Below are 21,979 nucleotides of genomic sequence, written 5' to 3' on the forward strand. Positions count from 1 at the left end.
AAAATTATTGAGCGTCTTTCATGTTCTTAGCTTGGTTTTGTGCATGCTTTACAACATCTTTTTTGCTACCATCGAATAATTTCCATGATTGTTTGTTTTCTGTTGATTGGATTGTTGTCTTGCCAGTCTTCTTGAAGTTGTAGTGGAATTCTGGTTCGGCCATGATGTTCATTCCACCGTCAATCTTAAATTTCTTAGGATCTTTCTTGTTGATAACCAATTTTGAAGCAGGTTTCTTTAGGTAATATGAAATAGTCTTTTGTGAACCATCTTTTGATACACGGTTATGGAAAATAGGTTTGTCAGTTCCGTTGTAGAATGAGATATATTGGTTCTTGTTGTCCTTGCTTGTACCTACGTAGTATTGGTTCTTAATTTCAGCCTTTGTGATCTTGCTTGCTGAATGTTGTTCTGTTTGTTCAGTCTTTGCGTTTGAACAAGCAGTAGCAAGTGTGGCAGTACCCATTAATGAGACTGCTGCTAGCAAAGTAACTATAGTTTTTTTCATTTCCCTTAACTCCTCAATGAAGATAATATTAGATAGACATCTATCGTTATCTTCGATTTTAGGTTAGAAGGTGAAAAAAATCAATTTTTATTCATATTTGAGAACTCAATTTAAATTTTATTTATCATTTTCGTAAAATTTAAGGTATAATAATTAGTTGTGAAGTAATAGATGCGAACTTAGTTTAATGGTAAAATACCAGCTTCCCAAGCTAGTGTCGCGAGTTCGATTCTCGTAGTTCGCTTAATTTTTTTACAATCAGGCTGCCGACGGCAGTCTTTTTTGTTGCATAAATCTTTTCCATTAGATAAAGTTAATGTTAACTATAAGTATACTGTCAAGGGGAGATTTTATGATTATTAGAATGAGAAACGAACAGACTGGACAAGTTCGAGAAACTAAGGTGGGGTATTCTTGGACGACATTGTTGTTTGGCTTTTTTTCAGCATTGTTTAGGTCTGATTGGAAGTACGCAATTATCCAATTCTTGACTGCACTGGCAGTGGGGACTGTCACAATGGGATTTGGAACTCCATTAGTTCCGGTAGTATTTTCATTTATTTACAACAAATTGTATATCAATGAATTGATTGCAAATGGATTTACGCCAGCTGATCAATATTCAAATGACACACTTCGTAATGAGGGCTTTGCGGTGGAAACATCTAGTTCTGTTGATGTCGAAGCAGATTAAAATAATTTTTCATGAATTAAAGATACTTGGTAATACGACAAGTATCTTTTTATTTTGCCTATCCATTCAATAACAAATACATTTATAATGAAAATATAATAATCAATTGGAATAGGGAGGCATGATTTATGAAATTAGGTTTTATTGGTGCAGGTAAAATGGCGACCGCAATTGTTACCGGCGTGATCAATAGTGGTGCAATGGATAATGCAGACGTAGCGATGTATGATCCAAACCCAGATAAACTTGAGAAGTTAGAAGAAGATCTTGGTATTAACGTTGCTAATTCAAACGATGAACTAGTTAAATCCAGCGACATCATTTTAGTGGCTGTTGGTCCAAAAGTTGCATTAAATATTTTAGCAGAACAGAAGGGTAATATTGATGCAAGTAAGACGGTGGTCTCGATTGCTGCAGGATTAGAATTGCATTCGATTGCTGAACAATTAAACGCTGGTATTCCGATTATCAGACTAATGCCAAATATCAACGTTGTCGTTAATGAAGCAGGGATTGCTTTGACTTCAAATGAATACGTTGATGAAAAAACTGTTGCTGAGGTCAAAAAACTGTTTAGTAGCGTGGGAACAGTCTATGAACTTCCTGAATCACAATTTGATGTCTTTACAGCAATCTCCGGCAGTTCACCAGCTTATGCATATTTGTTTATCGATAGCATCGCACGAGCTGCCGTTGAAAACGGAATGGCTAAGGACATCGCCACTGATATTGCGAGTCAAGCAGTGCTCGGCAGTGCCAAAATGATCCGAGATACTAAGGAAGAACCATGGACATTGATCAACAACGTTAGTTCACCAGGTGGGACAACTGTTGCAGGATTGGTCAACTTGGAAGATAACAAATTTATTTCGACCGTCATCAAAGGTATTGATGCAACTATTCAGAAATCAAATGAACTAAAATAATCAAAATAAAAGGATGCCGAGTTTTTTCGACATCCTTTTTTAGAATCCTAATTGTTCTGACAAAAAATCAGACCATGCGCTGTGTTTCATATCTTTCCAGTTGGAAAAGTTAGTATTATTTTGAATATGTTCCTCTAATTTGTCGTCGGGAACATTTTCAAAATCTTCATTAGTCTCAACACCTAATGGTGCCATGAATTCTTCAATGCTGTTGCATTGTGTATGAATTTTCATAAAAGTTTCTGGGAACAGATCATCAAAGGTGATTTCCGCCTTATCTGATAACTTGCCTGCATTGCTGCAAATGAGTGAAAGCTGATTTTCTAATTTGATATTATTCTTTCTAAAACTCATAATAATCCCTCCAATTGCTACTTAACATAACACCGAATTATACACTAATTATCTGACAATGCTACTATTATCTATCAAAAAAATAATCCTAAAATATAAATGTAAAATATCGCACTATTAAAACAATGTAATTGCTTTCATAAACGATTACGTTTACAATTAATTTGTTAAGTTATTTTAGGTCGAAGGAGTGACATTAATGTTCAAATTACAAACAAAATTGGGCTCATTGATTGGTTCATTTGGCGGAGATGTTTTAGGAACAGCATTTAATATCTACGACAAAATCACAGAAAAGAAATAGTTTCAACTATGCTTAGGATCAGGTCCTAAGCATTTTTTGTGACCACTTTGAAAAATCTGGCTGGAAATATCACAAAATTAAACTATAATTAGAATAATATTAAAAAGATTAAGAGGAGGAATACACTTGGCTTATCAAGGGAAAGAAAATTCGGTGTTTCAAGGACGTAGCTTTTTAAAGGAAAAAGATTTTACTCCTGCAGAATTTGAATATTTGATCGACTTTGGTCTACATCTGAAGGCATTAAAGAAGCAAAACATTCCACATCACTATTTAGAGGGCAAGAACATTGCTTTGCTTTTTGAAAAAACTTCTACTAGAACTCGTTCAGCATTTACCACTGCTGCAATTGATTTAGGGGCACACCCAGAATTTTTAGGATCAAACGATATTCAATTGAATAAGAAGGAAAGTGTTGAAGATACCGCCAAAGTTTTAGGTAGTATGTTTGACGGCATCGAGTTCCGTGGATTCAAACAACAAACAGTTGAGGATCTTGCAAAATATTCTGGAGTTCCCGTTTGGAACGGTTTGACTGATGAATGGCATCCAACTCAAATGATTGCTGATTTTATGACAGTTAAAGAAACATTTGGAAAATTGAAGGGAATCACTTTGACGTTCGTTGGTGATGGCCGTAACAATATGGCTAACAGTTTCTTAGTTGCTGGTGCAATGCTGGGCGTAAATATTCATATCGTTGCTCCAAAACAATTACATCCTGCACAAGATATTGTTGATCTTGCCCAAAGTTACGCCGATAAGTCAGGTAGTCAACTTTTGATCACAGATGATATTGATAAGGGCGTCAAAGGTTCTAACGTAGTTTACACAGACGTTTGGGTCTCAATGGGTGAAGAAGACCAATGGGACGAACGTATTAAGCTGTTGAAACCTTATCAAGTCAACATGGAATTACTCAAAAAAGCCCAAATGCCTGATGATGAACTGATCTTCATGCATTGTTTACCTGCATTCCATGACGTAACTACTGAATATGCTGAAAATATTCAAGAAAAATATGGTTTGACTGAAATGGAAGTTACTGACGAAGTATTTAGAAGTAAATATGCTCGTCAATTTGAAGAAGCAGAAAATAGACAACATTCAATCAAAGCAATCATGGCAGCAACACTCGGAAATCTATTTATTCCAAAAGCATAAATTAAAAAAGGTTGAGAGATAAGCCCCGATGTGCTAATATTTTTATGCACAAAAGAAGGATTAATTAATCGAAAAATTTTTAGCGAGATCAGATTTGGTGTGAGCTGGTCAATTATTAGATTAAGTCGCACCTCTTTTATAACTAAATATTAGTAATGAGTGGATATTAATCAATTAGAGTGGTACCGCGGGAAAATCTCGTCTCTTTCAATATACTGTATTGAAGGGGACTTTTTTATTATGGAGGAAAATATGGATTCGAAAATATTAGTCGTAAATGCACTATCTAAAGTAGTTCCAGCAGAAATTACTGCTGATCAAATTCAAAATTTAATTGAAAAACCTAAATCATCAGACTTAGGCGATTACGCCTTTCCAACTTTTATCTTGGCAAAATCATTGCATAAAGCACCTAACATGATTGCTCAAGAACTAGTTTCAGAAATCAGTCAAGATGGCTTTGAAAAAGTTGTTAATACTGGAGCTTATATCAACTTCTTCTTAGACAAGAGCAGTTTTTCAAATGATATTTTACACACTGTCTTAAAAGAACAAGATGATTATGGTAATCAAAATGAAGGCAATAACGGAAATGTTCCGATCGATATGTCTTCACCTAATATTGCTAAACCTATGTCAATGGGTCACTTGCGTTCAACAGTTATTGGTAATTCAATTGCTAAGATCATTACTAAATTAGGATATCAACCAATCAAGATTAATCACTTGGGTGACTGGGGAACACAATTTGGTAAGTTGATCGTTGGTTACAAGATGTGGGGTTCAAAGGAACAAGTCGAAGAAGATCCTATCAACAACTTGCTTAAATATTACGTTCGTTTCCACAAAGAAGCTGAAGATAAACCTGAACTTGATGACGAAGCACGTGCTTGGTTCAAGAAGATGGAAGATGGCGATGAAGAAGCCCTAGCACTTTGGACTTGGTTTAGAAAATTATCATTGGCCGAATTCCAAAAGATCTATGATCGTTTAGGCGTAACCTTTGATTCATACAACGGTGAAGCTTTTTACAATGACAAAATGGATGCTGTAATCAAAACCATTCAAGATAAAGGCTTGTTGCAAGAAAGTCGCGGTGCAGAAATCGTTGATTTATCAAAACTTGATCTTTCACCAGCCTTGATCAGAAAAACTGATGGTGCTACTTTGTACATCACTCGTGATCTTGCTGCAGCTATTTATCGTAAAGATACTTATCACTTTGTTAAATCTCTTTATGTTGTTGGTAGCGAGCAAGCTGAACATTTCAAGAAATTAAAGGCCGTCTTGAAGATGATGGGTTACGATTGGGCTGATGATATTCATCATATCGAATTTGGTTTGATCACAACTGGCGGTAAAAAGCTTTCAACACGTAAGGGCAATGTTATCCTACTTGAAAACGTATTGAACGATGCTGTCGATCTAGCTAAGAAACAAATTGAAGAAAAAAATCCTAATCTCAAGAATAAAGATGAAGTTGCTGAATCAGTTGGTGTCGGAGCCGTTGTCTTCCACGATTTGAAGAATGAAAGACGTGACAGCTTTGACTTCAATCTTGAAGAAGTCGTTCGTTTTGAAGGTGAAACTGGACCTTATGTTCAATATACAAATGCTCGTGCATTAAGTATCTTGAGAAAAGCTGGTAACACTGACTATCAAACTGCATCTGATCTAACTCTTTCAGACCCTGAAGCCTGGGATACTATCAAAATGATTCAAGAATTCCCAGAAATTATTAGTCGTGCAGGTGCCAAATATGAACCTTCAGTTGTTGCTAAATATTCATTGAAGCTTGCCAAGAGTTTCAATCAATATTATGCTCATAGTAAGATTCTGACAGACGACTCGGGATTAAATGCACGTTTGGCACTGGTTAAATCAGTGTCGATCATCTTGCAAATGTCTCTAGCCTTATTAGGTGTGAAGGCACCAGAGGAAATGTAGTAGGTGTAAAAATTTGGATTGGAAACTTTTTAGAGAACTTTCTGATGTGAAATCAGCATTACTAGATTTATGTTTAATGATCTTGGTCATAAGCTATTCATTTATGAAGTTTATGACCTTTGATTTTGTCAACGGACTTTTAGGACTATTGGCAGTGATCATTTTTCACATGATCATTAATTTTCATAATAATTACAACGAGTATAAATCGGCAAAGTCGAGTGTATTTTTAAAGAAGATCCACGAATTGGGAGTTAATCGAGAAGCACTTTCTCACGCCAAAAGAATGGTTTATGTTTTGGCATTTATTCCCATAGTGATCACAGCATATTTGGTATATACGACTGGTTGGTTCATCCTGGTGATTGCCATTCTTGGTATCGTGATGGGTATTTTGTATACTTCTGGTCCGAAACCCTTGAACCAAACTGTGATCGGTGAATTTGTGATGGCAATTGCCACAACGGTCATCATTCCAGTTGCCTTTATTTATTTGGGATTGGCTAGTTCCGGTAAGATCGATTCAAGTACGATCATCGATATCATTGTTATTTGTTTACCAAATACATTTGCTGTGTTCTCAGCAATTATTGCTGGGAACGTGACGCAACTTGAAAAAGACTCATCAAAAGCTGATAGCTTGGTAGAACGTATCGGTTTTCACAATTCGATCAACTTGTTTAGAGCCAGTTGGGCACTTTCATTTCTACTAGTTCCAATTTTAGCAATCATGCAAGTTGTTCCATATACAGCCTTGATTCTGATTTTGTTTTATCCGGGAATTTGGGATAAATTTAGACCATTTTTAAAAGAACCAACGCAGGAACACTTTGATACAGTCTTGGAGGCAACAATTAGACTAGCAGCGTATTACGTGGTACTAGTCGCACTTGGAGCCATCATTACTGTGATCATGAAGCTCGTAAGTTAACGATTTTAATTAATATTTATCAAAAAAAGTCCCTTTGAACTGTATCCGCGCCAAATCGGCGTCTGGATAGTTAGTTCAAAGGGATTTTTTATCGATAATTTTGAATATGCGAAGTCAGGATAAATTCATTAGTTGAAACACGGTAATGCGGTTTTTCCTTATCACCTAAATAGGCAATTCGGTCATATTTCCAACTAGTACTTTTTCCCAAGCTACGGTGTTTGATAGCACTATTATTGCTATCCACTAGTGAGGTGAAATCACCAGAATCTTGAGTGGTAATGACACCATTGGTGCTTTCGTATCGATAAACATCAGAAATCTTGCACCATTCGTTGGTTGATACTCGATAGTATGTTTGACCATCGATGTTGATCTTTTGATCAGATGCCCAATCAGAATGCGCAGCTAGAGATCTATTGCCTAACGTAGCCACGCCATCGTTAATTGAGTAAAGTGGTACGTTTTTCTTATGGGTTCCTAGAAAGCCGTCAAAATCTTCTGGAACAGGGAATTGTGGGGCAGGAAGTGGGCTAGGATCAGGATTTGGTTCTGGATCTGGGTTAGGCGATGGGCTTGGATTTGGTGCAGGAGAAGGTGCTGGATCGGTAGTTGAAATTTTAGTATATTCAACTTTTTCATCAGTGGTGATGGATCCATCTTTATTAACCTTAGCCTTTACAGTTGCCTTGTTTGCCTTGTATCCTGGCAATTCTGGGACGGCAACGACGACTGTATCGCCAATGTGACCCTCAACGTCTTTCACAGTTACTTTTCCTAGGTTGCTTTCAATTTCAACGTCAGCAGATACTTTTTGGCTATCTTCATTTACTTTAGTATAAGTAACAAATTCGTCAGTGATGATCTGTCCATCGTCAGTAACCTTAGCTTTAACTGTTTTTTTATCAGAAATGTAACCATAGACTTGAGGGACATCGATCGTAATAGTGTCACCCTTTTTACCGTAGACATCACGGACTATTTGATCACCCAGATTGGATTTTATGATAACGTCACTAGTAACGGCATTTTTGGATTTGTAGTAAATATCCAGCGTGATTTTTCTGCCGGCAAATTCTGGATGCAAGTAAGTGTGGCCACCATATTCAGTGTTGATAATATTGAGATACGATGAATCATCGATTCCGCCATTTTGAGCAACGTGTTCGTTGTTATCGATCAATGCTTGAAACTTATTATAAATTAATTCTCCACCGGCAAAAATCCTTGATTCAGGGTTATATGACCAGTCAATCGTCAATTGAGTTTTAGATTTATCTACCGATGCTAAATCTGCATCAGGAATCTTGTTTTGCTCGTTTGATCGATATTTTTCGAATGTCGAATACTTATCGTTCTTGGAATCATATAATTTTCCATCTAAATAAATATTTACGTGACCGTTGAACTTTTCAGCTTTTTTCAGATAATAAGTTCTCTCAGAATTCTTATCAGAAAAATCAGACGGATCAAAGTAATCAGTTTTTTCTTTAGTATCAAAGTAAGTTAAATCATCGCCATTCAAGCTATCCTCAGGATCAAGTATTAGGTAGTCCTCAGTATCAAAATATCCAATAGGGTATTTATTTGTCTTATCAACTGAGGGGATGTTGAACTCACCACTATCGGCATCATTTGGTCTGACAAAAATTTTTTCAGTCGCAAATTCTTCTTTTGTATCTTCTTTAACAAAATGTACTAGCAAGGTATAGCCGTCAATCCTATAACGAAGAATACCAGAATCACCTTCAAGCTCAAGGGCTTTAGTTTGATTGTTGTATCTTAAATAATCTGAATTATCGTGAATAAATATAATGTCTCGACCAGATGGGGAAGTTTTGGTGATTTTCTCGCCATCGATTCTAATTCTTTTGCCATTCTTTAAATCTGAAATTTGTGATGCAGTTAAACCTTCAGATTTACAAAATCCCAAGTCGATTATTTTGGCATTTTTATCTTTGTCAAAAAATTCTGCGTCAGCTGGCATTTCGACTTGATCTCCAACTTTAAGAGATTGTAGGTCGATTGGTTCCGTCAGCTTGTGGATAGTTCCAGAGTTAGGATTAGATTCATCTTTTGAAGAATTTTTTGAGATGATTTTTGAATCTGCTGGTTTATCAATTGGTTGTGCTTGTACAGCCGTCGGCATTATGGAAGGAACAACAAATCCTCCGAGCACGATAGCTGACATAAACATTGTTTTTGCTTTCATTTTAGAACTCCATCTTTGAATTGTGGTAGGGTTCTACAAGTCGTGGCACTTGAATTGTTACAAGTATAACAAATGGTTTTGCACTATGAAACGATAATAATTATATATACCAATTAACAATTGGACGTGGAAATGATATTTATACTAAAATATATTCCTCCAATATTCACATAGTGAAAATGTTGATTTATCAGTTAACGTCAACAGAAATTCAAATTACAAAATCTGTTCTTTTAACAACTTGACCAGTTATTTGATATGGATGGTTAATATTATTAATAAGGATTGATTTGATGGATATAGATATATTAATCACAATCTTTTATAAAAAAAACGGCAGAATTGATCATCTGCCGTTATGTTTATGAGTAAATTTTAAAATTCATTTTTTAGATGATGGTTGGTCAAAAAATCCATCATCTGGTCATCAGGTTTTATCTCGGTCGTTCGATATTCATCGGAAAATGGAATTTGATAACTCAGTCTAAACGCACAGAGCATCATTTCTCCATCAGGTGAATCCCGGTTGTACAAGACGTCATTTACAATCGGCCATCCCATGCTGGCCAGATGAATCCTGATCTGATGTGTTCTGCCAGAATGCAGAGTCAATTGGATAAGTGCATATGAATCATTTTTAGAAATTACTGAGAAATCAGTTTGTGATGACAAGCCACTATCGCTGATGGTCTGTTTTCGAATATCAGTTGGATCTGACCCGATAGGTTTATCGATCGTTCCAGAATTTGGGATTGGATTATTCAATTTTACGATTGCCAAATATTCCCGATGCAATATTTTGGTCGTTAACTGTCGGTTAAAAATCGGAACGAGATAGGGAGTTTTCGAGATCAAAACTAATCCTGATGTCAGCATGTCGATCCGATGGACCATATAGGGATGTCCTGGTGCCAAATAAGTTTGCACATCGTTGAATAACGAATCATTTTCAGTTGATAAGTTCGGATGAGTTTTGACTCCAGCTGGTTTATTGACAATCAAGACGTCTGCATCTTCATATGAGATATTTATTTTTCTTTTGCCAGGTAGATAGTTTTGAGATTCCGTCCGCGGAGGAAAATCGAATTTTAACGTCACACTATCTTGATCATGCACTAGCTCGTTAAAAGAATGATATTTTCCGTTTATCAAAATGTTTCGTTCAATCCGTAAGAAATGTTGCCATTTTTTGGGGATGAGCCATTTTTTGAGCAATTCACGGATCGTTGGTTCATAATTATTTTTCGAGTGAAAAATTATTGTTCTTTGATACACGTTTTTACGGACTCCTTAAAGATTGGATTGAAATAATAAAACATCTCGATTATATGGTAAAATTTGTTTTTACAGAGGTAGGACAACTATGAATAACAATCGAGGATTTTGGAATTGGCTGAAGCCAAAACTAAAAGTTGCTTGGTCATACATTAAAAGATATTGGCGTAGATTTCAAATCACTAGATGGATAATACTTTTATTTTTAACATTGATCTTAGTATTAAGTGGATTTTGGACTTATAAAGCAAAGACTTCAAATATCGAGGATTTAAAAGCCTCGCTGCAAACTAAAACGACCGTTTTAGACAAAGATGGGGACAATGCTGGTGCATTGTACTCACGAAAGGGTACATATGTTGGATTAGACAAGATTTCACCAAACATTCAAAATGCGGTGATCTCTACCGAAGATCGAACTTTTTGGACTAACCCAGGATTTAGTGTCAAAGGATATGCCAGAGCCGCTGTTGGATACTTGTTACACCGAGGTATCAGTGGTGGTAGTACCTTAACGCAACAGTTGGCAAAGAATGCCTTGCTGACACAGAAACAGACACTGTCGAGAAAGGGAGAAGAACTATTTCTCTCAATTGAAATAAACAAGGTTTACTCTAAAAAATCGATTTTAGCAATGTATTTGAACAATGCTTATTTTGGGAATGGTATTTGGGGAGTTCAAGACGCATCCGAAAAATATTTCGGAAAAAATGCATCTGAATTAGACCCCGGAGAAGGTGCAGTTTTGGCTGCTATTTTGAAGAGTCCCAACGCATACAACCCAATTGATAGTATGTCTAACTCTAAAGCTAGACGTAATTTGGTCTTGAGTTTGATGGCTGACAATAATAAGCTAAGTTCTCAACAGGCTAAATACTATCAGAGCACACCTATCGACTTAACTGATAACTATCAAGAGTCAAGTTCATATAAGTATCCTTATTTCTTTGACGCTGTGATCGATGAGGCCGTTAATAAGTATGGTCTTAAAGAAGATGACGTTTTAAATAAGGGATATAAGATTTACACGACGTTGGATCAAAATATGCAAAGTGCAATGGAGAAATCGTTTGATAACAGTTATTTGTTCCCAGCTAACGCGACTGATGGCAAGGAAGTACAAGGGGCATCAATCGCTGTTGATCCTAAAACTGGTGGCATTTTGGCAGTAGTCGGCGGTCGTGGCGAGCATACCTTTAGAGGTTATAATCGTGCCACGCAAATGCAACGACAACCAGGATCGACAATCAAGCCATTAGCCGTATATACTCCAGCTATTCAAAATGGATACAGCTATGATTCTGAATTACCGGATCAAATTACTAGTTTTGGTAAAAATAAATACAGTCCAACCAATGCGGATGGTCAATATCAAGATGAGATCCCGATGTACAAAGCATTGGCCCAAAGTGAAAACGTGCCGGCTGTTGCATTGTTGGATAAGATCGGGGTCAAAAAAGGCGTTGCATCCGTTGAAAACTTTGGTATCAAGGTCAATAAGAACGACCAAAACTTAGCTTTGGCACTAGGTGGATTATCAACCGGTGTTTCGCCATTGCAAATGGCACGAGCATACACAGCATTTGCCAACGAAGGAAAGTTAGCTGATACGCATTTTATTACTAAGATCGTTGATGCAACTGGAACTGTGATCGTTGATAATACCAGCAATGCAACTAAGCAGATCATTAACAAGGATACTGCTAAAGAAATGACTAGTATGATGTTAGGTGTTTACAATGAAGGAACTGGTTCTGCAGCAAAACCAGATGGTTATAAGATTGCCGGTAAGACTGGTAGTACTGAAGTGCCGCGTTCATGGGGTCAAGACGGGACCAATGATCAGTGGATGATTGGCTATACGCCAGACATCGTGGTCGCAAACTGGATCGGGTTTGATACTAGAAGCGAGACCCACTTTATTCCAGGTACGAGTGAAAACGCAATTGCTCCACTTTATAAAAATGAAATGGAAAACATTTTGCCTAATACTAACGGAACTTCTTTCAACACTAAGGATGCCGCGGAAATTGCTAACGAGGATAGCCAAGATAGCAACGGAAACAACAATGATTTTATTAAATCTTTTGAAGATGACGTAAACGGCGTGAAAGATAAAGCTAGCCAATGGTATAATGAAATCAAGAACTTTTTTGGTCAATAGGAGGACTATATGAACATTTATGACAGTGCCAACAAATTGGAACAAGACTTACGAGCATCATCAGAAGTAGCTGAATTAAAGCTTGCTTTTGAAGCTGTTAAAGCTAACGATTTAGCATACAAGCTTTTTGATAAGGTTCAAAACGAACAATTTGCTTTGCAACAAAAGCAAATGCAAGGTCAAGAAATTACTGATGCTGACATTGAAGAAATGCACAAGTTAACAGATCAACTTCAAAACTTTTCAGAAATCAGCAACTTAATGGATAAAGAAAAGAAAGTTGATTCAATGATGCAAGAATCGAACAAAATTATTTCAAAGCCAATTGCAGAAATTTATCAAGGCTAATTGTTGAAACTCTAAAGACTGGGCAAATTCTTGCCTAGTCTTTTTTTCTAGGAGGAAGTAAATGAAATTCATTCATGCAGCTGACCTACATCTCGACACTCCGTTTGTTAACGTCAAAAGTTTTTCAAAACAACTTCAAAATAATTTGCAGAAATCGACTTATACGGCGGCCACCAAAGTCTTCGACACTGCGATCCGAGAAAGAGTTGATTTTGTTATTCTGGCGGGGGATACGTATGACAACACGCAGAGATCGTTAAACGCACAAGCATTTTTAAAAAATCAATTTACGCGCTTGAAAGAGAATAACATTCAAGTTTATTTAATTTATGGAAATCATGATTATTACCGAAATAACTTTTCGGTAATTGAATTTCCCGCTAATGTTCATATTTTTCCCGAGACCGTTTCAACAGAGACGTTAACTAGCCGTGATGGTTTGAAAGTAGGAATTACAGGATTTAGTTATCACCAACAGCATATCTCTGACGATATGGCTCAAAATTATCCGATGAGAGAAGCTTTTGACTATCAGATAGGGATTTTACATGGAAGTGTCGGAAGCGGCGAGTATGCACCATTTATGGTAAATGAATTGATTTCAAAAGGTTATGACTATTGGGCTTTAGGCCATATTCATAAACGTGAAGTCATAAATGAGAATCCCGACGTAATTTATTCAGGGGATACCCAGGGACGAAATCCCAATGAGACAGGTGAAAAAGGATTTTATTTGGTAACTGTTTTGAATCAGCGAACAACGCTAGATTTTATTGCCAGTTCTAGCTATGTTTGGACAAAACAAACAATCGATGCTGTTTCTGATGACAATTTGGATTCTTTGATCAATAAAGCCACGAAATTTCTTGATACAGAAACTCCTGAGTTGATCTCGTTTACGATCAATAATGCTCAACGTTTAGATCCAGAAATCATTCGAGCAATTCAACGTGATGAACTGTTGACATATTTTAGTCATCAAACTTTGAATGGTGTCATGTATCAGTTAACGCTTGAATTTAAACAAGAACAACGCTTGCAAAACATTGATCAAAAATATTGGGACGAAAGTGCTGAACAAGTTTTTGATTTAAATGACATTAAAGAGATGGATCAAAAATTATACAACATTGATTTGATCAGAGAGCATTTGAATGATCCGGAATTTATACAATCTATCAAAGCTGCCACTCAAAATATTATTAATCAGAAACATATTGGAGAAGAATCGTGAAATTAATTAAAGTTAAAATTTATGGCTTTGGTAAATGGGTCAATCAAGAATTTTCAATCGACCCAGATTATCAAATTGTGTTTGGTCATAATGAAGCTGGGAAAACGACATTTTTGAATTTCATCAAAAGTATTTTATTTGGTTTCGCGACTGCTCGTGGAGCCAATAAATATCAGCAGTATAAGCCCAAAAATGGCAATGCCTATGGCGGTGAGTTGACCTTTCAAGATGATCAAGGAATCGAGTGGTTAGTCAAAAGAGTTGGTGGTAAAGCTGAAGGAGAGTTGTCCCTGTTTAGAGACTCTCAATTAGTTCCGAATGCACTGTTGGATAAAATCACTGCTGGGTTTAGCAAGGATGATTTCGAATCAACGCACGTGATCGATGAACAAAATATACGCTCCATTTACGATCTAGATTCCCAAACTCTCGAGACACAAATACTTTCATTAGGAGCCGCGGGAAGTCGACGGTGGCTACAAACTGCTGAAGAGTTAAATTCAGACAGCGAAGAAGTTTATAAACCACGCGGGTCGAAACAACCTTTGGCAAAATCGATCAAACGATATCAACAATTACAGCTCGAGAAGAATAATTTTGAAGATCAACAAACGCAATATCGAGAGATCACTCAAAAATTATCGGTCTTAAAAAATAGTCTAGAAGATTCAAATAAAGAATTATCTGATCTTCGAACCAAACAGACTAGAATACACGAGTTAGTCGATAAGCTTCCTAAATATCGGCAATACCAAGGACTAAATCGAGATTTTGTTCAGTCAGATCAGTCGATTTCTGACACCGATTGGGACGATTTCTTGAAATTGGATCAACAGATCAAAACGTTGCAGATATCACAGAAGCAGCAGTCAGAAAATCAGATCAGTCAAGCTGAAAAGCAAACGTTAGATAACTATTACTCTAATCAAGCAGATATCGATTATTTGAACAATCGACGAATTGACCTACAAAATAATGTTTTTGACAATCGTCAATTGCAACAACGGTTGCGCAAATCTGATTTTGAGACAGATCAATTGATGGAACAACATTCGAATTTAACTGATCAAATGACGCTTTTATCTGACGAAGAATTAAAATTGATCGGCAAACAATCTAAATCAACCGTGAATCTTCCGATAGTATCAGTTGGATTGATCTCGTTGATATTAATCTTATTTTTGCCAATGACGTTCAAGATTATTTTTGGAATTATTTTTTTATTAGCAATTGGATACGGCATCTATCAATATAAATTGGTCAACGATAACAATCAGAAAATTGCCAGAGTAACGAATGAGATTTTGGAAAAGCATCATTTTGCTGGAAAATCCATTGAAGAGGTCCAACAATTACAACCACTGATCATGCAATTGAATCAGCAAAAACTGGAACAATTTGAATTAGATAAGAAGCTCTCTGAAAGCGACAAAGAATTGAACAAATGGAAGAATTTGTTATATCAAATTGGGATTTTAGATCAGAATTTAAGTCAACCTGATTTTATCCCAGTAATTGATCAGTATTTTCAACATTTGAATGAAGTCAAAACAAAACAGGAAATGTTAGATCAGGATCAAGTAAATCGAGCTCAGCATTTACAATCAAACGAATTGAATCTGACCGACCTTCAACATAGAATGCAGACGTTATTGGGGAATTATTCAGTTAGCTCTGCGAGTGAATTTGAGCAAAAATATGAATTGCAACGAAGTCAGCAACAACAAATTCAACAGTTTGATTCGATCAAGGAATATCTTGGAAATGATTTGGAGACTTTTGAAAAAATACCTGATGCCAACCAGTTAACAGATAAGTCACATGAAATCGATCAATCAGTGGAATCCGTTACGGCTCAACAAAATGAATTACTGACGAAAAAAGGATACTTGGAAAGTTCGTTAAAACAAGTTTTTAATGATCAAGCATATCAACGTGTGATCGATGAGTTGACTCAGGTCAAGGCAGAATTAGTCAATCAATACGATGAATGGTTAGCTGATAAATTAGCTAGCAATTGGATCAAATCAATGTTGAACTTGGCTAGCCAAAATCGTTATCCAAAGATGATCAAGCGAGCAGTCGGATTCTTCACAACATTGACTAATGGCAATTATATTGATATTAATATGAATAATACCAATACCTTGTCGTTAATGCGCAAGGATAAGACTATCTTTGATGTCCATGAATTATCAAAAGCAACTACGGTCCAGCTATATATTGCATTGAGACTTGCATTTGTCATTGAAATTTCGGATGTGGTTGATTTGCCAATATTGATCGATGATGCCTTTGTTGATTTTGATCAGGAGAGGTCAGATACGGTTTATAAATTGATCAGGGATGTTTCCAAAGATAATCAAGTGATTTTTGTGACAGCTAACTTAGATCCGAAGTTGTCACAAGAACATGTGCTAAGTTTTGAGGGGGATAAAAATAATGGCTAAAAGAATTACTGACTATAAAAATGGGGAACAGATGAGTTTGGAAGCAGTTATCAAGCTTTCTGATTATCGTCTCGCTAAGAATGGCAAAAACTTCTTATCATTAGTTTTTGAAGATAAATCTGGTCAAATCCCAGGTAAGTACTGGGATGCCAGTGAACAAAATGCCAAAGACTTTAAGGTTGGCGCAGTGGTTCAGCTTGATGGTAAAAGAGATCTCTATCAAGGTAAGCCTCAGGTGACTATCAGTCGTTTAGGCGTAATTGATCCCGCTACCGTTGATATGTCACAATTCGTTCAAACAGCACCTGAAAAGATCTCAGACATGGAAAACGAATTTGAAGACGTCTTTTTACAAATAACCAACGGAACATGGAGTAGGATCGTGCGATATTTATTCAAGAAATTTCATGATCAATTCTTTACTAGTCCGGCTGCAAAGACGAATCATCATGATTTTCAAGGTGGTTTAGCATTTCACACTCTGAGCATGGTTCGTTTGGCTGAAAAAATTTCTGATCAATATCCTCAAGTAAATCGAGCTTTATTGATTGCTGGTGCATGTATTCATGATCTTGGTAAGGTCATTGAATTAAAGGGGACCTTAGGGATTGAATACACCTTTGAAGGCAACATGATCGGACATATCACGATTGTTGATGAAGAAATCGTGCTTGCTGCTAAAGAACTGAACATGACCATGGATTCAGAAGATTTGATTCTACTACGTCATATGGTACTTTCGCATCATGGATTGTTAGAATATGGTTCACCAGAACGTCCTAAGCTATTAGAAGCCGAGATCTTGCATGATATCGATGTGCTAGATGCTTCGATCAATATGATCACAAAGGCGTTAGATAAGACAGATCCTGGTAAATTCTCAGAAAGAATTTTTGGAATGGATAACCGTTCATTTTACAAGCACTCAGAAAAATAAAATAAGGTATCAACTGGCTTAAGTCAGCTGATACCTTATTTTTGTGAAAAAAAATAACCCCGAAAGGGGTTATTGATTTAATTATTTAGAAGAACTTGATGATGATTTAGAACTTGTGTTTGAAACATATCCTGCAAGAACATCTTTCAAATCGTCATCCTTGATTGAAACGTCAGCCTTCTTCAAGACTTTAGAGATAACAGATTGCATTACTGTTGAATCTTGCATCCAACCAGCATAAATCTTGCTCTTAAGTTCAGCTGTATGGTCGCTCATCTTACCCTTAGCAGGTTTCTTGTCTAGCTTGATAACACTGTAACCATATTGAGTCTTAACTGGTTCTGTTGAAATGTCGCCAGCTTTCTTAAGTTTGAAGGCAGCTGATTTCAATGATGTATCAACACTTGAGCTATCGCTATCAAATGGTGTCATCTTGCCACCCTTGTTCTTTGTAGCTGAATCTGTTGAATATTGTTTTGCTAACTTAGTGAAGTCTCCACCATCGTTAAGTTTGTCAATAACTTCTTGAGCAGTTGCTTTCTTAGCAACTAAGATTTGAGAAACTGTGATCTTAGGTGAGTAAGTCTTCCATTGTTTCTTAAGGTCGGCATTTGTAACTTTCTTGTTGTCTTCAAGAGCTACTTTAGTAAGTAGGTTAGTACGAATGTTCTTCTTGAATTGAGCAGTTGTCATACCATTTTGTTGAAGAATTGAACTAAATGAAGAACCGTATTGGCTCTTGTATTTGTTGTATTCTTTATCAACTTGCTTGCTTGAAACTTTCTTACCATATTGGTTTTCAAGAGCTTTAGAGATGATCATTGTTTGTAGTTGTTGCTTACCAGCAGAGGAATTCTTCATTTCCTTGTAGTAATCATTTTGAGTGATTCGACCACCCTTTAATGTAGCAACGGTTTTATTACCGGAACAACCAGCAACAACTGTTACTAATAATAGACCCGCAATTGCTAAGATCCATCTAGTCAATCGTTTGTTCATCGTTTTACACATCCTTATTTAATATGTCTACAATTGAAGAGAATACCATAAAACAGGGCGCTTTTATTAGTTATTAAGAAAAAAAGCACAAAAAATTCATAATTTACTTGTTCAGATTCTGAAGTTTTTCTAGGTTTCCCTTCAATTCTGTGACTGAATCACGTAACTCTGAAACGTTTGGCTGAATATCTTCGGCATAATTTTTAACATCGTTAGTAATGTCTGAAACTGTACTTGCAGCGTCTTTTGATTGATCTTTGAGTTGGACTAAATCATCCTTTAAATCTTTTATATTCTTGATTATGTTGTTATGATAATGTTTAGGTGTTGCATAGGTTGACTGGTAATACTCAGCTCCAACTCCAGATATGCCTCCCAAAACTAATCCTAGAATAAAACTCATATTAAGCCTCCAAGTTTTTCTTGATATTGTCAGCACGTTCTTGGAGTTGCTCGTTAGTTGCTTTACCAGTGTTGTCTCCCCAAGTCATTGAGAAGTCATCATTCTTCGAGTAACGAGGTACCAAATGGACGTGTGAGTGCATGACGCTTTGATATGCGATCTCACCATTGTTTTGGCAAATGTTCATACCGATTATATCCTTGTTCGAAGCTTTGATAGCACGAGCAAGCATAGGAATCTTTCTGAAGACTTTTTCAGCTAATTCCTCATCATATTCAAAAATATTTTGAACATGTTTCTTTGGAACTACTAATGTATGTCCGGGTGTAACTTGCGAGATATCGAAAAAGGCCTTGATATCATCATCTTCATAAATGGTGATGTTGGGAATCTCATTTCGAATTATTTTACAAAAAATACAGTCGTCCATGTAAATTTCTCCTTCCAAAAACAGCATTAAAATTACCTTAATGCTATCATAAATAAGTTATTATTAAAAACAGTATAGGTGGTTTATCCATGACTTTAGAAATTAAAGATTTAACAGGTGGCTATGGTCAAGTAGCTGTCCTTAAAAAAGAATCGTTTACAGTCCAAGATGGTCAAGTTGTTGGTTTAATTGGATTAAACGGTGCCGGAAAATCAACGACGATCAAACATATCATTGGTCTTTTAACGCCCCGAGGCGGACAAATCTTGATTGATGGGATGAGTCTGAATCAAGACGTCGAAAATTACCGTAAAAAGATTGCTTACGTTCCAGAAATGCCGATCCTTTATCCAGAATTGACTTTGAAAGAACATATTGAATTAACAATTATGGCGTATGGACTTGATCACGACAAGACTTGGGAAAGTGCTAATCGCTTGTTGAAGACTTTCCGTTTAGACAATAAGTTAGATTGGTTCCCACAAAACTTCTCAAAGGGTATGAAACAAAAAGTTATGATCGTTTGTGCGTTCATGACTGATGCAAGACTTTTTATCATTGATGAGCCATTTACTGGTTTGGATCCATTGGCAGTCAATGATTTGTTGAATATTGTCGAAGAAAAGAAACAGCAGGGATGTTCAGTATTGATGTCAACGCATATTTTAGCGACTGTTCAAGACCATGCTGATAAATTCATTCTGCTTAATCACGGACAGGTACGTGCTGATGGCACATTAGATGAATTAAAGGCTAAGTTTGATATGCAAGATGCAAATCTTGATGATATCTACATTAAAATGTCTCACGAGGATTTATAGATGATAGAACTGTGGAAAGAAAGATTAAGAAGACATCAACTTGATCAATTTAAATATTTACGTTTAATTTTTAACGATACCTTTGTCTTAGCATTCATTGTCTTGTTAGGTGCTTTAGGATTTTGGTATTCAAACATCTTAAAAACAATACACGGTGAATTATGGTTCGGGAAAATTGTTGTCGTGTTGTTATTGTTTATCGGTGCCCAAGCTGGACATTTGGCAACATTAATGGAAGATCCTGATAGTACTTTCCTATTAGTTAGGGAGAAGGAATTTTATCAGTACTTCAAATCAGCTGAAAATTACAGTCGTGCTGTTCCGATTGTGCTGATTGCAATTGTGACATTTTTACTATCGCCATTTGCATTTCAAGCTGCCTCAATTTCGGTCCTAAATATTGTGTTACTAGGGGTCTCCGCTGCAGCATTTAAAATGTTAATGTTGGATGTTGAATTGCTGGGATTGTATAACCATCATTCTATATTTGGAATCAACTTACGCTTATTTGTTAACGTAATTTATTTGATTCTCCTTTTTGTATCGATCTACACATTCCCAGCCATCGCTGCGATTGTTTCCATCATCGCTTGGCTAGTCGTTACTACACAAACTAAGAAACTGGCAGAATCAGGTCAGTTACAATGGCAAAAAGCAATTTCAGATGAGAATCAAAGAATGTTCAGAGTCAAAAGATTTTATAACTTATTTACTGACGTACCAGGTGTTACCAGCAAGATCAAACGTCGTAAATGGCTTGATTTCTTATTTAATGGTATCAAGCTTGATCATAAGAACACTTACTTATATTTGTTTGCTCGTGGAGTGGTCAGAAACAATGAATACATGGGATTATTTGTTCGCTTAACTATCGTTCAAGTAGTTTTGTTGGCATTGATCGATAACTTCTATATCTCATTGATCTGCGAAATGCTGTTCATTTATTTGGTCGGTTTCCAATTGAAACCTTACTTTAAAGAAGTTATGCAAAACTTAATGCAGAGACTTTATCCAGTCAGCTCACAAAGCAAGATCCATGACTTTACTAAAATCAGTAATATCATGTTGCTGATCCAATGGTTCGTTAGCATTTTTGCAATTGTCTATAAATTTGGTTTCAGTACCAACAGCGTGATAATCCTAGCAGCAGGTTTAGTAGTTATTATTTTCTTGAATTATTTCTACATGCCTCATCAATTAAAAAAATATTTAAGTAACGGAGAGTATTAATGCGATTAAGAAATAAGCCTTGGGCTAAAGACATGATCAATGAAAACTTAGACTTGATCTCAATTCAACCAGAAGGCATGCAAGGTAAGTGGCAATCAAAATTTGAAAAAGAACAGCCACTATTTTTAGAAGTTGGTTCTGGCAAAGGTAGATTCATTACAGAATTAGCCAAACAGAATCCTCAAAATAACTACATCGCCATGGAAGTTCAAGAGGGAGCGATTGCTTTACTTCTTAAAAAACAAGTTGAAAATCGTTTGCCCAATTTACAATTGCTTTTAGACAATGGTTCAAAATTGACTGAGTTATTTGGTGAAAGCGAAGTTGATGGAATCTATTTGAACTTTTCAGATCCATGGCCAAAAACTAGACACGAAAAAAGAAGGCTTACATATAAAGCCTTCTTACAACAATATAAGACCGTTTTAAAAGATGACGGTTACGTTAGATTCAAGACGGACAATCAGGGATTATTCGAATATTCATTGATCAGTATGAATAATTTTGGAATGAAGTTTGATGAACTATCATTAGATCTCCACAATGATGAAGCTTTGAATCAAAACAACATTCAAACTGAATATGAAGAAAAGTTCTCAAAAAAAGGCTTCAGGATCAATTACCTGAAAGCCCATTTTGAAAAATAGA

At 36.2% G+C, this 21,979-nt stretch carries 20 protein-coding genes and 1 tRNA gene; 14 read left to right on the plus strand and 7 right to left on the minus strand.

Going from position 1 to position 21,979, the window contains the following annotated elements:
- Positions 1-4: 4 nt before the first annotated feature.
- Entirely contained in the window at positions 5-508 is a 504-nt protein-coding gene (locus LKF16_RS00320) for a hypothetical protein (RefSeq protein ID WP_291471831.1), read from the minus strand.
- A 173-nt stretch (positions 509-681) separates the two neighbouring features.
- Here LKF16_RS00320 and LKF16_RS00325 point away from each other — a divergent pair.
- The 3 genes from LKF16_RS00325 (at position 682) to proC (ending at position 2,128) form a co-directional block, all read left to right on the plus strand.
- Positions 682-752: transfer RNA gene (locus LKF16_RS00325), tRNA-Gly, on the plus strand.
- 108 nt (positions 753-860) lie between these two features.
- Entirely contained in the window at positions 861-1,202 is a 342-nt protein-coding gene (locus LKF16_RS00330; protein ID WP_291471832.1) for a DUF2628 domain-containing protein, read from the plus strand.
- Positions 1,203-1,330: 128 nt separating this feature from the next.
- Positions 1,331-2,128, plus strand: coding sequence for a pyrroline-5-carboxylate reductase (proC, locus tag LKF16_RS00335; protein WP_291471834.1), 798 nt, complete (start codon positions 1,331-1,333; stop codon positions 2,126-2,128).
- Between the two features lie 39 nt (positions 2,129-2,167).
- Here proC and LKF16_RS00340 read toward each other — a convergent pair whose 3' ends face one another.
- Entirely contained in the window at positions 2,168-2,482 is a 315-nt protein-coding gene (locus LKF16_RS00340) for a hypothetical protein (protein ID WP_291471836.1), read from the minus strand.
- A gap of 430 nt (positions 2,483-2,912) precedes the next feature.
- On the opposite strand from LKF16_RS00340, the gene argF reads away from it, so the two are divergent.
- The 3 genes from argF to LKF16_RS00355 all read left to right on the plus strand — a co-directional run bounded on the left by argF (position 2,913) and on the right by LKF16_RS00355 (position 6,828).
- Complete coding sequence (gene argF, locus LKF16_RS00345; protein WP_291471838.1) at positions 2,913-3,950, plus strand: ornithine carbamoyltransferase; 1,038 nt, start codon at positions 2,913-2,915, stop codon at positions 3,948-3,950.
- A 252-nt stretch (positions 3,951-4,202) separates the two neighbouring features.
- Positions 4,203-5,897: an arginine--tRNA ligase gene (gene argS / locus LKF16_RS00350; RefSeq protein WP_291471839.1), complete on the plus strand. Its 1,695-nt coding sequence runs from the start codon at positions 4,203-4,205 to the stop codon at positions 5,895-5,897.
- A gap of 13 nt (positions 5,898-5,910) precedes the next feature.
- Entirely contained in the window at positions 5,911-6,828 is a 918-nt protein-coding gene (locus tag LKF16_RS00355) for a prenyltransferase (RefSeq protein WP_291471842.1), read from the plus strand.
- Between the two features lie 88 nt (positions 6,829-6,916).
- Here LKF16_RS00355 and LKF16_RS00360 read toward each other — a convergent pair whose 3' ends face one another.
- Entirely contained in the window at positions 6,917-9,040 is a 2,124-nt protein-coding gene (locus LKF16_RS00360; RefSeq protein WP_291471844.1) for a hypothetical protein, read from the minus strand.
- A 375-nt stretch (positions 9,041-9,415) separates the two neighbouring features.
- Complete coding sequence (locus tag LKF16_RS00365; protein WP_291471846.1) at positions 9,416-10,315, minus strand: RluA family pseudouridine synthase; 900 nt, start codon at positions 10,313-10,315, stop codon at positions 9,416-9,418.
- Positions 10,316-10,403: 88 nt separating this feature from the next.
- On the opposite strand from LKF16_RS00365, the gene LKF16_RS00370 reads away from it, so the two are divergent.
- The 5 genes from LKF16_RS00370 to LKF16_RS00390 all read left to right on the plus strand — a co-directional run bounded on the left by LKF16_RS00370 (position 10,404) and on the right by LKF16_RS00390 (position 17,448).
- A complete protein-coding gene (locus LKF16_RS00370) occupies positions 10,404-12,479 on the plus strand; it encodes a PBP1A family penicillin-binding protein (protein ID WP_291471848.1) in 2,076 nt (691 codons plus the stop codon).
- A 9-nt stretch (positions 12,480-12,488) separates the two neighbouring features.
- Positions 12,489-12,827 carry a YlbF family regulator gene (locus tag LKF16_RS00375; protein WP_291471851.1) on the plus strand — a complete coding sequence of 113 codons (339 nt, stop codon included), beginning with the start codon at positions 12,489-12,491 and terminating at the stop codon, positions 12,825-12,827.
- A 61-nt stretch (positions 12,828-12,888) separates the two neighbouring features.
- On the plus strand, positions 12,889-14,061 hold the full coding sequence (locus LKF16_RS00380; RefSeq protein ID WP_291471853.1) for a metallophosphoesterase family protein: 1,173 nt from the start codon (positions 12,889-12,891) through the stop codon (positions 14,059-14,061).
- Complete coding sequence (locus tag LKF16_RS00385; RefSeq protein ID WP_291471855.1) at positions 14,058-16,511, plus strand: ATP-binding protein; 2,454 nt, start codon at positions 14,058-14,060, stop codon at positions 16,509-16,511. The genes LKF16_RS00380 and LKF16_RS00385 overlap by 4 nt, the downstream gene beginning before the upstream one ends.
- Complete coding sequence (locus LKF16_RS00390) at positions 16,504-17,448, plus strand: 3'-5' exoribonuclease YhaM family protein (RefSeq protein WP_291471857.1); 945 nt, start codon at positions 16,504-16,506, stop codon at positions 17,446-17,448. Before LKF16_RS00385 ends, LKF16_RS00390 begins: the two co-directional genes overlap by 8 nt.
- A gap of 81 nt (positions 17,449-17,529) precedes the next feature.
- Here the strand turns inward: LKF16_RS00390 and LKF16_RS00395 are convergent, their stop codons facing one another.
- The 3 genes from LKF16_RS00395 to LKF16_RS00405 form a co-directional block, all read right to left on the minus strand.
- Positions 17,530-18,435 carry a peptidylprolyl isomerase PrsA gene (locus LKF16_RS00395; RefSeq protein WP_434735171.1) on the minus strand — a complete coding sequence of 302 codons (906 nt, stop codon included), beginning with the start codon at positions 18,433-18,435 and terminating at the stop codon, positions 17,530-17,532.
- Between the two features lie 115 nt (positions 18,436-18,550).
- Positions 18,551-18,850 (minus strand): hypothetical protein, encoded by a 300-nt coding sequence (locus LKF16_RS00400; protein ID WP_291471860.1) that lies wholly within the window; start codon positions 18,848-18,850, stop codon positions 18,551-18,553.
- Position 18,851: 1 nt separating this feature from the next.
- Complete coding sequence (locus LKF16_RS00405; RefSeq protein WP_291471862.1) at positions 18,852-19,280, minus strand: HIT family protein; 429 nt, start codon at positions 19,278-19,280, stop codon at positions 18,852-18,854.
- Positions 19,281-19,369: 89 nt separating this feature from the next.
- Here LKF16_RS00405 and LKF16_RS00410 point away from each other — a divergent pair, with 89 nt between their 5' ends.
- Genes LKF16_RS00410 through trmB form a run of 3 tightly spaced genes read left to right on the plus strand, consistent with a single transcriptional unit; the run spans position 19,370 to position 21,978 of the window.
- Positions 19,370-20,101 (plus strand): ABC transporter ATP-binding protein, encoded by a 732-nt coding sequence (locus tag LKF16_RS00410; RefSeq protein WP_291471864.1) that lies wholly within the window; start codon positions 19,370-19,372, stop codon positions 20,099-20,101.
- A complete protein-coding gene (locus tag LKF16_RS00415) occupies positions 20,102-21,331 on the plus strand; it encodes an ABC transporter permease (protein ID WP_291471866.1) in 1,230 nt (409 codons plus the stop codon).
- Positions 21,331-21,978 carry a tRNA (guanosine(46)-N7)-methyltransferase TrmB gene (gene trmB / locus LKF16_RS00420; RefSeq protein ID WP_291471868.1) on the plus strand — a complete coding sequence of 216 codons (648 nt, stop codon included), beginning with the start codon at positions 21,331-21,333 and terminating at the stop codon, positions 21,976-21,978. The genes LKF16_RS00415 and trmB overlap by 1 nt, the downstream gene beginning before the upstream one ends.
- The last annotated feature ends 1 nt before the right edge of the window (position 21,979 follow it).

The sequence above is a fragment of the Companilactobacillus sp. genome, assembly GCF_022484265.1.
Classification (GTDB): Bacteria; Bacillota; Bacilli; order Lactobacillales; family Lactobacillaceae; genus Companilactobacillus.